The following is a 14737-nucleotide window of genomic DNA, read 5'->3' as shown; positions in this document are numbered from 1 at the left end:
AACTTGCCGCCGTTGTCGACTGCGGGGGTGTGGCGCCCGGTCGCGCAGTTCCTCCCCCAGCCGTCGGCCGGGGGTACCCCGAGCGCCCCTGAAGGGCGCTTCGGACCGGGTCCGTCGGACGGTGAGGGACGGAAGCACCTGGGCGGCCAGGCGCCGTTCTCGACTGGGGGTGTGGGGGGCCGGTCGCGCAGTTTCCCGCGTCCCCGGAGGGGTGCTTCGGGTCGGGTGTGTCAGGTGGTGAGGCCAGCCACTCGCAGGGCGTGGAGCACGTCCCAGTAGCAGCGGTCCGAGAACGACTGTGCCGAGCGGAGAAGCAGGGGCACCAGGCGCTGGGGATCGGGTTCCGCGCTGTGGGCCGTCTCCTCCGGGGGGCGGACCTGGACGTAGGTGTCCAGCAGGGCCCGGGCCTCGCGGTGGCGGCCCTCCGTGTCCAGGGCGAGGACGGCCTCGCCGATCTCCGGCGCGGGGCGGGCGACGCCCTGGCGAAGGATCTGCCGGCTGTCGTCGGACCGGCCCGCGGCGGTCAGGGCGTCGGCGGCCGCGACGAGCCGGGCGGGCGGCAGCGAGGCCGCCTCCCAGAGCAGCGTGGCCCAGTCGGCGCCGAGTCCGGCCCGCTGCAGGGCGTCCGCGAGCAGCGGGAACCGGGGCGCGGACCAGTGCGCGACCTCGGCGAGGAGCGCGTGTGCCTCTCCGGTGCGGCCCTCCGCCCGGAGCCGTTCGAGCCGCTCCACGGCCGCGGTCACGACCCGCTCCGACTCCTCGTCGGACCGCGGCCGTGCCGGCTCCGGCCGCGCCGGTGCCTCGACGGCCCCGGCGAAGCGGGCGCCGCGCGGGGTGCGGCGGCCGGCGGCGGCCTCGGGCACGGACGCTTCCGGGGCCTGCGGTACGACCTGCGGTACGGCGGTGGGTGCGGCCTCGTCCTCGGCCAGGCCGGCGAACCGGGCGCTGCCCCGCCGGCGCTTGCGCTGCTTGGCCGGGGCAGGGGCCGGAGCCGGGGCGGGCTCGGGAGGGGCGGTGCGGGGCTCGGCCCGCGGGCGCCCGGCACGCTCGGCCCGGTCTTCCAGCCGTGCCATCCGGGCCCGGAGCTCGGCGCACCGGGCGGAGGCCCGCTCGTGGTCGTCGCGGGCCCAGGCGAGGTCGATGCGCAGGGCTTCGGCCTGGTCGCGGAAGTGCGCGGAGTCGAGGGCGCGGCCGAGCTCGGCGAGACGTTCCGCGGCGTAGCGCTGTTCGCGGAGGGTGGTGTCGAGGCGGTCGCTCAGGTCCTGGCGGGCGCCCGGCCGGGTGTCGTACGCGGCGAGCGCGTCCGCGTGCAGCCGGCGGACCCGCTCGGCCTCACGCGCGGCGGCCTCGGTGCCGTGGACGCTCGCCAGGTCCTGGAGCAGCGCCTCCACGACGTCCCAGGGCGGCACCTCGCGCCCGCCCAGGCAGGCCTGCATACCGTCGGGGTCGCGCTGCCAGAAGACGGCGCACCAGCCGCCGCCCTGGTCCAGGCGCGCCAGCAGGCCGTTCAGGTGGTTCGCGAACTCCCGCACTCGGCCCGGGAGTTGATCCACAGTCATCGCGCACCTCCCGCAACTCCCGCCAGACCGGAACACTCCGGCTCCGTAGGCAACACCAGTTGTGTTACGGGGTTGCTACGGGGAGTTTTCAGCGGCGGCGCGGAGCCCTCATTGCCCGATCTTGACCGATGCGCGTCGCGTACCGGCGCCCGTCACACGACGACCAGGGCGCAGCGCTCCACCAGGTCGTCCATCGAGAGGCCCAGCGCACGGGCCAGCGCGGCCACGGTGAAGAAGGCGGGGGTGGGTGCCCGCCCGGTCTCGATCTTGCGGAGGGTCTCGGCCGAGATGCCGGCCGCGGCCGCCACCTCCGTCATGCTCCGCCCGCCGCGCGCCTCGCGCAGCAACCGGCCGAGCCGCTCGCCGCGTTCGCGCTCTTCCGGGGTGAGAGGGGTGCGCACCATGCCGTCATTCTAAGCCGTGATTCTAATCCGGTCGAGAAAACCGGTATATTAATTGGCATGGTGGAACTGAAGACAGACACATCGATCGACGCCATGTACGCGTCGGGCCAGGTCGTCGGGCGGGCCCTGACCGCCGTACGCGAGGCCGCCCGCATCGGCGTCTCCCTGCTCGAACTGGACGAGGTGGCGCGGGAGGTGCTGCGCGAGGCCGGCGCCTCCTCCCCCTTCCTCGGCTACCGGCCCTCGTTCGCGCCCACCCCCTTCCCCGCCGTCATCTGCGCGTCCGTGAACGACGCGATCGTGCACGGCATCCCGACCGGCTACCGACTGCGCGACGGCGACCTGGTCTCCATCGACTGCGGTGCGGTGCTGGAGGGCTGGGCGGGCGACTCGGCGATCAGTTTCACGGTCGGCAGGCCCCGCCCGGCGGACGTACGGCTCGTCGAGACGGCCGAGCGGGCGCTCGCGGCGGGCATCGCGGCGGCCGTCGTCGGCAACCGCATCGGCGACATCGCGCACGCGGTCGGCCGGGTGTGCCGGGACGCCGGTTACGGCATCCCGCAGGACTTCGGCGGACACGGCATCGGCCGCCGTATGCACGAGGACCCCGGGGTGCCGAACGAGGGCCGCCCCGGCCGCGGCCTCCCGCTCCGGCACGGCATGGTCCTCGCGATCGAGCCCATGCTGATCGGCGGTGGCCGGGACGGCTACCACGCCGCCGACGACGGCTGGACGCTGCGGACGAACGACGGCTCCCGGGCGGCGCACGCGGAGCACACGGTGGCGATCACCGAGGCGGGGCCGCGCATTCTCACGGCCAGGAACGAGGAGGACTGACAGCGGTCGGCCGCGGCCGCCGACCGCGTGACAGTACCCGCGCCGGGAGCGCCGGCCGGGCTCCGGGCCCGCCCGGCGCGACGGCGCGGCACGGGGCGGGCACGGCCCGGCCAGTCGCCCGAACGGCTGGACGTGCCCCCCTCCGGCGGGCGTGCGAAGGTGGTGTGACCGGGCCCCTGCAGGGGCACCCGCGTGGACCGGCACGTCGACCAGCGAGCGCGTCCCACCAGGCGCCGGGACGCCGGAACGGAACGAACGCTCATGACCAGCGGTTACCCCGGACCGGACAACTTCGGACAAGATCCTTTCGGAGAGTTCCTCGCACGCTTCTTCGGCGGCGGCGGAGCCCGCCAGGGCCCCCGGCAGATCGACATCGGCAGACTGCTGAGCCAGCCGGCCAGGGAGCTGGTCAAGGGCGCCGCCCAGTACGCCGCCGAGCACGGCAGCCGGGACCTCGACACCGAGCACCTGCTGCGCGCCGCGCTCACCGCGGAGCCCACCCGGTCCCTGCTGAGCAGGTCCGGCGCCGACCCCGACTCGCTGGCGACCGAGATCGACGGCCGCGCCGGACCGGTCCAGCACCCGCCCGGCGAGGCTCCCCCGCCCACCTCGCTCTCCCTCACCCCGGCCGTGAAACGGGCCCTGCTGGACGCGCACGACCTGGCCCGGGCCGGCGGGGCCGGGTACATCGGCCCCGAGCACGTGCTCGGCGCGCTGGCCGCCAACCCGGACTCGGCCGCCGGGCACATCCTGAACGCCGCCCGTTTCGCCGCCTCCGGCCTGCCGCCGGACGCCGCCGAGACCGACCGCACACTCGCCGGTCCGGACACCCGGCGCCGTACGAGCGGCACGCCGAACCTCGACAAGTACGGCCGTGACCTCACCGAGCTGGCCGGGGAGGGCCGGATCGACCCGGTGATCGGCCGCGACGACGAGATCGAGCAGACCATCGAGGTGCTCTCCCGGCGCGGCAAGAACAACCCCGTGCTGATCGGCGACGCCGGTGTCGGCAAGACGGCCATCGTCGAGGGCCTGGCTCAGCGGATCGCCGACGCGGACGTGCCGGACGGGCTCGCCGGACGCCGGGTGGTCGCCCTCGACCTGTCCGGCGTGGTCGCCGGCACCCGGTTCCGGGGCGACTTCGAGGAGCGGCTCACCAACATCGTGGGCGAGATCCGCTCGCACTCCGACCAGCTGATCGTCTTCATCGACGAGTTGCACACGGTGGTCGGCGCCGGGGGCGGCGGCGAGGGCGGCGCGCTGGACGCGGCCAACATCCTCAAGCCCGCGCTGGCCCGGGGCGAGCTGCACATCGTGGGCGCGACCACCCTGGAGGAGTTCCGCAAGATCGAGAAGGACGCGGCGCTGGCCCGCCGCTTCCAGCCGATCCTGGTGCCCGAGCCGACGGTCCCGGACACCATCGAGATCCTGCGCGGCCTGCGTGACCGCTACGAGGCCCACCACCAGGTCCGCTACACCGACGAGGCCCTGGTCGCCGCCGTCGAGCTCTCCGACCGCTACCTCACCGACCGCAGGCTGCCGGACAAGGCGATCGACCTGATCGACCAGGCCGGCGCCCGGGTCCGCCTCGGCGCCCGCACCAAGGGCACCGATGTACGCGCCATCGAGCGCGAGATCGAGCAGCTCGTCCGGGACAAGGACCAGGCGGTCGCCGACGAGCAGTACGAGCGCGCCACCCAGCTCCGGGACCGGGTCGGCGAACTGAAGACCCGCATCAGCGAAGTGTCCGGGGAGGACGAGGCCGACGAGGGCCAGAACCTGGAGGTGACGGCCGAGGCGATCGCCGAGGTGGTGTCACGCCTGACCGGCATCCCGGTCAGCAGCCTCACCCAGGAGGAGAAGGAACGGCTGCTCGGCCTGGAGGCCCATCTGCACCAGCGGGTCATCGGCCAGGACGAGGCGGTCGCCGCCGTCTCCGAGGCGGTCATGCGATCCCGCGCCGGACTGGCGAGCCCGAACCGCCCGATCGGCAGCTTCCTCTTCCTCGGTCCGACCGGCGTGGGCAAGACCGAACTGGCCCGCGCCCTCGCCGAGGTGCTGTTCGGCAGCGAGGACCGGATGGTCCGCCTGGACATGAGCGAGTACCAGGAGCGCCATACCGTCTCCCGCCTGGTGGGCGCCCCGCCCGGCTACGTCGGACACGAGGAGGCGGGCCAGCTCACCGAGGTCGTCCGCCGCCACCCGTACTCCCTGCTCCTCCTCGACGAGGTGGAGAAGGCGCACCCGGACGTCTTCAACATCCTGCTCCAGGTCCTGGACGACGGCCGCCTGACCGACTCGCAGGGCCGCACGGTGGACTTCACCAACACGGTCATCGTGATGACGAGCAACCTGGGCTCGGACGTGATCACGCGGCGCGGTGCCGGCGTCGGCTTCGGCCCCGGCGGCGAGGAGGCGACGGAGGAGGCCCGCCGCGAGCGGGTCCTGCGCCCGCTCCGGGACCACTTCCGCCCCGAGTTCCTCAACCGCATCGACGAGATCGTCGTCTTCCGCCAGCTCACGAGCGACCAGCTGCGCCAGATCACCGAACTCCTGCTGGAACACACCCGTCGCATGCTGCGCGCCCAGGGCATCACCGCCCACTTCACGGACACGGCCGTCAACTGGCTGGCGGAACACGGCTACCAGCCGGAGTACGGGGCCCGCCCACTGCGCCGCACCATCCAACGGGAAGTCGACAACCAGCTGTCCCGGCTGCTCCTGGACGGCACGATCGCGGAGGGCAGCGAGGTCACCGTCGATGCGCGTGACGGTCACTTGGAGGTCCGGCCCGCAAAGGCGCCCCTCTAGGGGCGCTGGGGTCCCCCGGCCGAAGGCTGGGGGAGGAACTGCGCGACCAGCCCCACGCACCCGCACCGGCCTCTAAGGCGCAGGACTCACCACCTGGGCCGACCCTCCACCCCGCCGCACCGTCTCCGCCGCCGCCAGCCACTTCCCACCCGGCAGCCGCTGCACACCGGTAGCCGCACCGATCTCCGGATTCAGGCTGAACGAGTGCCCGATGGCCTCCAACTTCCCCCTCAGCACGGGGTCGTTGTACAGCGCCGGCTCCAACTCGGTCTTCGCCGCGTTCCGCTGGGACGCCCGAGGCGCGGCGATCGCGTCCACCAACGGCAGATGCCGGTCGAGGAACTCGGTCAGCACCTGCAGCACCGTCGTGATGATGGTCGCCCCACCGGGCGACCCCACGGCCACCACCGGGCGGTTCGCCTTGTCCAGCACGATGGTCGGCGAGATGGAGGACCGCGGCCGCTTCCCCGGCCCGGGCAGGTTCGGGTCGTGCACCGCGGGGTTCGCCGGGGCGAACGAGAAGTCGGTCAGCTCGTTGTTGAGCAGGAACCCCCGCCCCGGGACGGTCATCGCGCTGCCACCGGTCTGCTCGATGGTCAGCGTGTAGGAGACGACGTTCCCCCACTTGTCGGCGACCGTGAGGTGCGTCGTGTTCTCGCCCTCGTACGTGGTCGGCGCCGCCGTGCCGGTCGACCCGGGGTGGTTCGGGTCGCCCGGTGCGACCGGGCTGGTCAGCACCGCGTCGTCGCTGATCAGCTTCGCCCGCTCGTCGGCGTACCGCTGCGACAGCAGCCCCTTGGTCGGCACGTTCTCGAACGCGGGGTCGCCGGCCCAGCGCCCCCGGTCGGCGAAGGAGATCCGGCTCGCCTCGATGAAGTGGTGCAGGTACTGCACCTCACCGGCCTTGGAGAGGTCGGTGTTCTCCAGGATGTTGAGGGCCTCCCCGACCGTCGTCCCGCCGGACGACGACGGCGCGATCGAGTACACCTTCAGCCCGCGGTATCCGGTCTCGGTCGGCGCCTGCAGCTTGGCCCGGTAGGCGGCGAGGTCCTTGGTGGACAGCTTGCCCGCCCGCGCCTTCCATCCCGAACCGGGGTCCACGGGCGGGTTGTCGGCCGTCGCCACGATGTCCTTGCCGATGTCGCCCTTGTAGACGGCTCCGATCCCCTTCTTCCCCAGTTCCTCGTAGGTCCGGGCCAGTTCGGGGTTCTTGAAGGTGGAGCCCACCACCGGCAGCTTCCCGCCCGGCAGGAACAGCCTGGCCGTGTCCGGGAAGTACCGGAACCGGGTCTCGTTCGCGGCGGTCTGCGACTGGAAGGTGTCGTCGACGACGAAGCCGTTGCGGGCGATCCGCTCGGCCGGTTTCAGCACCGAGCCGAGCCGCTCGGTCCCCCACCGGCTGAGCGCCGTCTGCCAGGTGGCCGACGTCCCCGGGGTGCCGACGCTCAGCCCGCTGCTGACGGCGTCGGCGAAGGCGAGCGGCTGGCCGTTCTCCACGAAGAGGTTGGAGTCGGCGGTCAGCGGCGCGGTCTCGCGGCCGTCGATGGTGTGCACCGTACGGGACTTGGCGTCGTAGTAGACGAAGTAGCCGCCGCCTCCGATGCCGGAGGAGTAGGGCTCGGTGACGCCGAGGGCGGCGGCGGTGGCGACGGCCGCGTCGACCGCGTTGCCGCCCTTGCGGAGCACCTCGATACCGGCGGCGGTGGCATCGGCGTCGACGCTGGAGACCGCACCGCCGTAGCCGACGGCCACCGGGGTCTTCGCGGTGGGGGCGGCGCCGGGGGCGGGAGGCGCTGCCGCCCCCACCGACACCACGGCGGCCGAGACCGCCAGGACCGTCAGTTTCCGCGCGACAGGGCGACGCATCCGCACCTCCAGTTCCGGAACGTCCGCGCAGCGTATCGGCGGGGCCGCGGCCCCGACAGCCACATTCAGGGCACTGTCATACGACCGCCACACTTCGAACACGGGTACGTTCCGGCCACCTGTGACCGCTAGCATGCGCGCCCATGAATGACGACCTGCGCAACATTATCCTCGGCGTCGTGGCGGCCGGCATCAGCGCGGCGCTCGGCTGGCTGGCCCGCACCTCCCTGTGGCGCCGGAGCCTGCGCCGCAAGCAGGCCTTCTTCGGGCTGCCGGAGAACTCGGAGTCGCTGCTGGTCGTCAACCGCGATCCGGCCACCTCCGAGCCCGCCGTGCACCGTTTCGACGTGTTCGCGCTCCTGGAGCTGGCCGCGCTCATCAAGGACTGCGGCGCGAACCTGCAGATGGTCACCCAGGACAACGTCCAGCAGGGTTTCGGTGAGCGGACCGAGTTCTGCGTCGGCGGTCCCGGGTCGAACCGCCGCATGCTCGCCCACATGTCCGCGATGCTGCCCGGCGTCCGCGTCAACATCGACCCGGAGCCGGGCCCGGACCGCGGCGCCTTCCAGATCGGCGCCGAGCGCTACCGCCTCGACCCGGGCATCACGGAGTACGTGCTGCTGGCCCGCCTCACCGCCGGCCAGCGCCCGGACGCCCGGCCGGTGTTCCTCTTCTGCGGGCAGCGCGCGATCACCAACCAGGCGGCCACCCGCTACCTCGCCCGCAACCACGAGCGGCTCGCCCGCAAGCACGGCAGGAACTCCTTCGTGCTGCTCCTCAAGGTCGTCAACTCCCAGGCGTACGGCCCCGACGTGGTCGAACTCGTCGAGGACGTCAGCCGTGCCGCCCAGGCCCCGCTGCCGCCCGACACGACCGAGACGCCCCGCGCCTCGCACCGCGCCTCCTGACCGCCCGCGCGGTTCAACAATCTTTACTCGCACGTAACTTACCGACGGGTTACTTGCCGTAGGAGGTCGCGGTTACCGTCGGGTCACTTTGCTCTGACACAGACGGGGAGTGACCTGTGGGAACCCATCGCAAGGCCCTGCGCACGACCGCCGCGGGGGCGGTCTCCGCGACCCTGATCGCCGGAGGTGTCCTCGGGTTCACCCCCGCCGCCCAGGCCGCCGGGAACGACGTCCGGTTCGTCGACATCACCGGCGACGGCGGCACGACGCTCAAGGCGAACGTCGTCACGCCCGCGGGCGCCGACGGCTCGCACCGCCACCCGCTGCTCGTCATGCCCACGAGCTGGGGCTTCCCGCAGGTCCAATACCTGGCGCAGGCCCAGCGGCTCGCCGACTCCGGTTACGTCGTCGTGGCCTACAACGTCCGGGGGTTCTGGCAGTCCGGCGGCGGGATAGAAGTGGCCGGGCCGCCCGACGTGGCGGACGCGTCGAAGGTGATCGACTGGGCGCTCGCCAACACCCCGTCCGACGCGGGGCGCATCGGCATGGCGGGTGTGTCGTACGGCGCCGGCATCAGCCTGCTCGCGGCCGCGCACGACAGCCGGATCAGGGCGGTCGCCTCGCTGAGCGGCTGGGCCGACCTGATCGACTCGATCTACTCGGGCCGTACCGAGCACTCGCAGGCGACCGCCCTGCTCGACGGCGTCGGCCAGGTCACCGGCCGGCCGAGCGCGGAGACCAGCCAGGTCCTCAAGGACTTCTTCGCCTCCGACCTGTCCAAGGAACAGGAACTGATCGACTGGGGGAAGGAACGTTCCGCCGCGACCTATGTCGACCGGATCAACAAGAACGGTGCGGCGATCATGCTCGCCAACGCCTGGGGCGACACGATCTTCCCGCCGAACCAGATCGCCGACTTCTACGGCAGGCTGACCGGGCCCAAGCGGCTCGAACTGCGCCCCGGCGACCACGCCACCGCCGAGCTTCCCGGACTGTTCGGACTGCCCAACGACGTGTGGACGGACACCGAGCGCTGGTTCGACCACTACCTCAAGGGCCAGGACAACGGGATCGACCACGAGCAGCCGGTCGAGCTCAAGTCCCGTTCCACCGGCGGCTACGAGGGCTACGCGGACTGGAAGTCGGTGGGCGCCACCCGGCGGAAGGTCGACCTCGCGGGCACGGCCACCGTGCACGCGAACGTCGACTCGGGCGCGGACGGCGGGCTCGTCTTCCTGTCCAGCATCCTCGACCAGGTCGCCCAGCTGCCGCCGGTCGCCTCGATCCCGCTGCTCCCCCGGCGCTGGGCCGCCGTCTGGCAGTCCGAGCGGTACGCGGCCACGCAACGGGTCCGCGGCACGGCCCGGTTGCACACCACCCTCACCCCCACCGCGGAAAGCGGCACCCTGATCGCCTACCTCTACGACGTGGGGCCGCTCGGCCTCGGCAAACTGGTCACCAACGCGCCGTACACCTGGCACGGCCGGACTCCGGGCACGGCATTCGACGTCGACCTGGACCTCTTCTCCACGGCCTACGACGTGCCCGCCGGGCACCGGCTCGCGCTGGTGATCGACACGGTGGACCCGCTCTACATCGAGCACAACCCGTCCGGCGCGCAGCTGACCTTCTCCTCGCCGGTGGACGACCCGTCGTACGTGTCCGTTCCGCTGCGCGAGCAGTGATCTCCGGCTGCCGCCGGCCGGGCCTGGCCCTTTGGCTGCTGCCCCTACGGCAGCAGCGTCCCTGGCTCGGCCGGGGCCACCTCGGCGGCCCCGGTCCTGGGACTGTGCCGCTCCCGCCTGGCCACCCAGCCGGCGAACCACGAGAGCAACATGCACATCCCGATGTAGATCGGCGAGATCACCATCACCACGGGGATGAAGGGCAAATCGTAGTCGAGGTTGGACGCGATCAGTTTCCCGGCATGGAGGAACTCCTCGTAGGTGATGAGATAGCCCAGCGAGGTGTCCTTCAGGGCCACCACGAGCTGGCTGATGACGGCGGGCAGCATGGCCCGGACGGCCTGGGGCGCCAGGACGTACGACATGACCTGCGTCTTGCGCATGCCGAGTGCGAACGCGGCCTCCCCCTGGCCGCGTTCGACGCTGTTCACCCCGGAGCGGAACACCTCGGCGAGCACCGAGCCGTTGTAGAGGGCGAGTCCGGCGACCAGGGCGGGCAGGGGCTGGACCCGCAGCGCCACGAAGACGAAGAAGATCATGACCAGGACCGGCATGGCGCGAAAGAACTCCACGACGACGGTGGCGAGCAGGCGCACCGGCCGGTGCTCGGAGAGCCGTCCGGTGGCGAGCAGTCCGCCCAGCGCCAGGGAGAGGACGGCCGCCGCCGCGAAGGCCTTGAGGGTGTTGCCGAGACCGCGCAGGAGGAGCCGCTGGATCCCCTCGTAGGCGAAGGGCATCCACTTGGTGGACGTGAACTGGCCCGCCGCGAAGAGGAGGTGGAGGATCCAGGCGAGCAGGGCCACGAGGACGGCGGTCGCGAGGACGCCGTATGCCGTGTGCCGCCTTCTGGTGACGGGTCCCGGGATGTCGTAGAGCGCGGTGCCCTCGGTCATCGGGCGACTCCCCAGGCGCGCTCCATCAGGTGGAACAGCGCGCTGATGGCGAGGGTGAGGACCAGGTAGCCGGCGGCGATCCAAGCGAAGGTCCAGACGACGTTGTAGCCCAGTTCGCTCAGCGTCCGGTAGGTGCCGAGGAGTTCGGTGACGCTGAAGGCGCCCGCGATCGCGGAGTTCTTGGCCAGCGCGATGAGGGTGGAGCCGACCGGCGGGATCACCGACCGGAACGCCTGGGGCAGGATCACCAGCCGGAGGGTCTGCCCGAAGGTCATGCCGAGGCTGCGGGCCGCCTCGCCCTGCCCCCGGGGCACGGTGTTGATGCCGGAGCGCAACACCTCGCAGATGAACGCGGAGGTGTAACAGCCGAGGGCGAGGACCGCGAACACCTGGAAGGGCAGCACCAGTCCGAACCGGGGCAGGCCGAGCAGCACCGCGAAGAACAGCAGTGTGAGCGGGGTGTTGCGGAGCACGGTGACCCAGGCCGTGCCGAAGGCCCGCAGGGAGCCGACGGGCGCGACCCGGAAGGACGCCATGACGAAGCCGAGGAGCAGGGCCAGGGCCGAGGACCAGCCGGTCAGTTCGAGCGTGCCGAGGAAACCCTCGGCGTACGTACGGAAGTTGTCGGTCAGTACGTTCATGCCGTCCTCGCTCAGCTCGCCGGATAGCGGTCGATCGGGGGCGGTGCCGGGGCGGGTACGCCGGACAGGCCGAGCGTCGCCTCGTACGCCTTCTTCCAGTCGCCGTTCTTCTCACGTGCCTCCAATGCGTCGTCCATCGCGAAGCGCAGGGCGGTGTCGCCGCGGGGGACGCCGATGCCGTACGGCTCCTTCGAGAAGGGCCTGCCGACGACCTTGAGTTCGCCGGGCGCCTTCGCCGCGTAGCCGATGAGGATGGCGTCGTCGGTGGTGACGGCGTCGACCTGGTAGGTGAGCAGGTTGTCGACGCAGACGGAGTAGCTGTCGTAGGCGACGAGGACCGCTTTCGGGTGGTCGGCCCTGATCCGCTGGTACGGCGTGGAGCCGGCCGCGGAGCAGACGCGCTTGCCGGCGAGGTCCTGGGGCCCGTGGATGCCGTTCTCGTCGTGGCGGACGAGGAGGGACTGACCCGCCAGGTAGTACGGGCCGGCGAAGCCGACCAGCCTCTTGCGGTTGTCGTTGACGGTGTAGGTGCCGACGTAGTAGTCGATCTGGCCGTTCTGCAGGGCGGTCTCGCGGTTGGCGGAGGCGATGGTGCGGAAGCGGATCGTCTTCGGGGCGAGGCCGAGGGAGGCGGAGATCATCCTGGCGATCTCGATGTCGAAGCCCGAGTAGACGCCGGTGGCCGGGTCCCGCTCGCCGAGGTAGGGCTGGTCCTCCTTGGCGCCGACGACGAGGTGACCGCGCTTCTTCGCCCGGGTCCAGGTCGGGGAGGCCGGCAGCCGGAAGCCCTGCGCGACCCGGTAGTGGGGAAGCGTGCCGGGCGCGGGGCCCTTCCGCGGCGGGCTGCCCTCCTTGCCGCAGCCGGCGACGCCGAACGCCGCACCGGCGCCGCAGACCAGCACGGTGAACAGGGCCGGGGCCGCGGGCACACGGGGGGTACGGACCATGGGTGGGACTCCCCGCTCAGTGCTTGAGGATCTTGGACAGGAAGTCCCTGGCACGCTCGCTGCGCGGGGCGGTGAAGAACTCCTCCGGGGTGCGGTCCTCGACGATGCGGCCGTCGGCCATGAAGACGACCCGGTGGGCGGCGGAACGGGCGAAGCCCATCTCGTGGGTGACGACGACCATGGTCATGCCGTCCCGGGCGAGCTGCCGCATGACCTCCAGGACCTCGTTGATCATCTCGGGGTCGAGGGCGGAGGTCGGTTCGTCGAAGAGGAGTGCCTTGGGTTCCATGGCGAGGGCGCGGGCGATGGCGACGCGCTGCTGCTGGCCGCCGGAGAGCTGTGCGGGGTACTTCCCGGTGTGCGCGGACAGGCCGACGCGATCGAGGAGTTCACGCGAGCGCCGGTCGGCCTGTTCCCGCCGGCGCCCGCGGACCTTGATCGGGGCGAGGGAGACGTTCTGCAGGACCGTTCTGTGCGCGAACAGGTTGAAGGACTGGAAGACCATGCCGACCTCGGCGCGGAGCTCCGCGAGGGCCTTGCCCTCCTGGGGCAGCGGCCGGCCGTCGAGCGTGATGGTCCCGGACTCGATGGTCTCCAGGCGGTTGATCGTCCGGCACAGCGTCGACTTCCCCGACCCCGAGGGGCCGATGACGACGACCACTTCCCCCTTGCCGACGGTGAGATCGATGTCCTGGAGGACATGGAGCTCGCCGTAGTACTTGTTGACGTCCCGCAGTTCGATCAGAGGATCGACGGCCATCCGCAGCCCTACCCGCTCTCAGCTGTGTCGTGGTTGCCGCAAACTATCCAGCCCGGGATGGACTGGAGGCACGACACGCACTTTTCGGGCATTAGCCGTATTTATGCCGTCTTTATTGCCGCCCCGCGCCCTGCACGCCACTGCGCGCCCCTGCGGGCCCCGGCGTCCTTGGCGACGGGTTCGCCGCCGGTCAGGCCTCGGCGACCTCCGCGTAGAGCTGGGAGAGTTCGGGGACCCCGCTCGCGGCCCAGTCGTGACCGGCCTCGACGACCTCGAACTCCCGCCCGGACGACAGCCGTACGACCGGCTCGCCGTCCGCGCGGATCTCCCACTCCGCGCCGGTCACGGTCCGGGTCAGGACGGTGCCCAGGTACAGGCCGGCGTCGGTGCCGAGCCAGGTCAGGGTCTCCTCGTCGTCCCGCCAGCGCGGGAGCAACTGGTCGAGGGCCTCCAGCGAGGCCGGGGTGTCGTCGAGGGCGACACCCTCCTCGGCCGCCTGGGCGCGCAGGAGCTCGCACTCGGCGAGCAGATCGGGGTCGGCGTGGTGCGGGACGTCACCGGTGTTGCCGTGCCTGTTGCCCAGGAAGGGGATGTTCATGGTCCCAGGTTGACACTCAGACCTCGAGGTCCACCACCACCGGGGCATGATCGGAAGCGCCCTTGCCCTTGCGCTCCTCCCGGTCGACGTAGGCGTCCTTCACGGCTTTGCCGAAGGCCTCGTTGCCGTAGACCAGGTCGATGCGCATGCCGCGGTTCTTGGGGAAGGCGAGCTGGCGGTAGTCCCAGTAGGTGTAGGGGCGGTCGTACTTCAGCGGGCGCGGGACGACGTCGGTCAGGCCGGTCTCGCGCAGGGCGGTGAGGGCGGCGCGCTCGGCCGGGGTGACGTGGGTGAGGCCCTCGAAGGCGGCCACGTCGAAGACGTCGTCGTCCGTCGGCGCCACGTTGTAGTCGCCGAGCACCGCGAAGGGGCGGCTGCCGCCCGCGTCCCCGGCGACGGCGGCCTTCAGCGCCTCGAACCACTGGAGCTTGTAGGCGTAGTGCGGGTGGCCGACCTCGCGCCCGTTGGGCACGTACACCGACCAGACCCGGACCGGCCCGCAGGTCGCCGAGATCGCGCGGGGCTCGGGCGCGCCGTCGTAGCCCGGGTCGCCGGGCAGGCCCTTGACCACGTCCTCCAGGCCGGCCTTCGACAGCACCGCCACGCCGTTCCACCGGCCGGTCGCGTGGACCGCCGCCTCGTAGCCCAGCTCGCGCAGCTGCTCGAACGGGAACTGCGCCTCGGCGACCTTGGCCTCCTGGAGGCAGAGCACGTCGGTGCCGCTGCTCTCCAGCCAGGCGAGGAGCCTCGGCAGGCGGGCGGTGATCGAGTTCACGTTCCAGGTCGCGATGCGCATGCTCCACAACCTACCGGGCGCCTCTGACAACC

At 71.9% G+C, this 14737-nt stretch carries 13 protein-coding genes; 4 read left to right on the top strand and 9 right to left on the bottom strand.

Going from position 1 to position 14737, the window contains the following annotated elements; genetic code table 11:
* Nucleotides 1-230: 230 nt before the first annotated feature.
* Nucleotides 231-1559, bottom strand: a complete 1329-nt coding sequence (locus AB0472_RS28830; protein WP_366360456.1) for a hypothetical protein — start codon at nt 1557-1559, stop codon at nt 231-233.
* A 152-nt stretch (nt 1560-1711) separates the two neighbouring features.
* Nucleotides 1712-1963, bottom strand: a complete 252-nt coding sequence (locus AB0472_RS28825; RefSeq protein WP_351707725.1) for a helix-turn-helix transcriptional regulator — start codon at nt 1961-1963, stop codon at nt 1712-1714.
* A gap of 57 nt (nt 1964-2020) precedes the next feature.
* On the opposite strand from AB0472_RS28825, the gene map reads away from it, so the two are divergent.
* A complete protein-coding gene (gene map / locus AB0472_RS28820; protein ID WP_366360454.1) occupies nt 2021-2800 on the top strand; it encodes a type I methionyl aminopeptidase in 780 nt (259 codons plus the stop codon).
* A 261-nt stretch (nt 2801-3061) separates the two neighbouring features.
* The gene (locus AB0472_RS28815; RefSeq protein WP_366360453.1) at nt 3062-5611 is read left to right on the top strand and encodes an ATP-dependent Clp protease ATP-binding subunit; all 2550 of its coding nucleotides are present in this window, start codon (nt 3062-3064) and stop codon (nt 5609-5611) included.
* 72 nt (nt 5612-5683) lie between these two features.
* Here the strand turns inward: AB0472_RS28815 and ggt are convergent, their stop codons facing one another.
* Entirely contained in the window at nt 5684-7477 is a 1794-nt protein-coding gene (gene ggt, locus AB0472_RS28810; RefSeq protein ID WP_366360452.1) for a gamma-glutamyltransferase, read from the bottom strand.
* Between the two features lie 143 nt (nt 7478-7620).
* On the opposite strand from ggt, the gene AB0472_RS28805 reads away from it, so the two are divergent.
* Nucleotides 7621-8385 carry a hypothetical protein gene (locus tag AB0472_RS28805; protein ID WP_366360451.1) on the top strand — a complete coding sequence of 255 codons (765 nt, stop codon included), beginning with the start codon at nt 7621-7623 and terminating at the stop codon, nt 8383-8385.
* 116 nt (nt 8386-8501) lie between these two features.
* A complete protein-coding gene (locus tag AB0472_RS28800) occupies nt 8502-10070 on the top strand; it encodes an alpha/beta fold hydrolase (RefSeq protein ID WP_366360449.1) in 1569 nt (522 codons plus the stop codon).
* Between the two features lie 44 nt (nt 10071-10114).
* Here AB0472_RS28800 and AB0472_RS28795 read toward each other — a convergent pair whose 3' ends face one another.
* The 6 genes from AB0472_RS28795 to AB0472_RS28770 all read right to left on the bottom strand — a co-directional run bounded on the left by AB0472_RS28795 (nt 10115) and on the right by AB0472_RS28770 (nt 14705).
* Complete coding sequence (locus tag AB0472_RS28795; RefSeq protein ID WP_366360447.1) at nt 10115-10963, bottom strand: amino acid ABC transporter permease; 849 nt, start codon at nt 10961-10963, stop codon at nt 10115-10117.
* On the bottom strand, nt 10960-11604 hold the full coding sequence (locus tag AB0472_RS28790; protein ID WP_366360445.1) for an amino acid ABC transporter permease: 645 nt from the start codon (nt 11602-11604) through the stop codon (nt 10960-10962). Before AB0472_RS28790 ends, AB0472_RS28795 begins: the two co-directional genes overlap by 4 nt.
* 11 nt (nt 11605-11615) lie before the next feature.
* Nucleotides 11616-12551, bottom strand: coding sequence for a glutamate ABC transporter substrate-binding protein (locus AB0472_RS28785; RefSeq protein WP_366360443.1), 936 nt, complete (start codon nt 12549-12551; stop codon nt 11616-11618).
* 16 nt (nt 12552-12567) lie between these two features.
* Entirely contained in the window at nt 12568-13311 is a 744-nt protein-coding gene (locus tag AB0472_RS28780) for an amino acid ABC transporter ATP-binding protein (protein ID WP_366360441.1), read from the bottom strand.
* A gap of 190 nt (nt 13312-13501) precedes the next feature.
* Nucleotides 13502-13909 carry a DUF6278 family protein gene (locus AB0472_RS28775; protein WP_366360439.1) on the bottom strand — a complete coding sequence of 136 codons (408 nt, stop codon included), beginning with the start codon at nt 13907-13909 and terminating at the stop codon, nt 13502-13504.
* Nucleotides 13910-13925: 16 nt separating this feature from the next.
* Nucleotides 13926-14705, bottom strand: a complete 780-nt coding sequence (locus tag AB0472_RS28770; protein ID WP_366360437.1) for an exodeoxyribonuclease III — start codon at nt 14703-14705, stop codon at nt 13926-13928.
* Between the last annotated feature and the right edge of the window lie 32 nt (nt 14706-14737).

The organism is Streptomyces sp. NPDC086777 (assembly GCF_040702065.1).
Classification (GTDB): domain Bacteria; phylum Actinomycetota; class Actinomycetes; order Streptomycetales; family Streptomycetaceae; genus Streptomyces.
The sequence above is the reverse complement of the archived record's forward strand: the minus strand, read 5'-3'. Positions and strand labels throughout refer to the sequence as shown.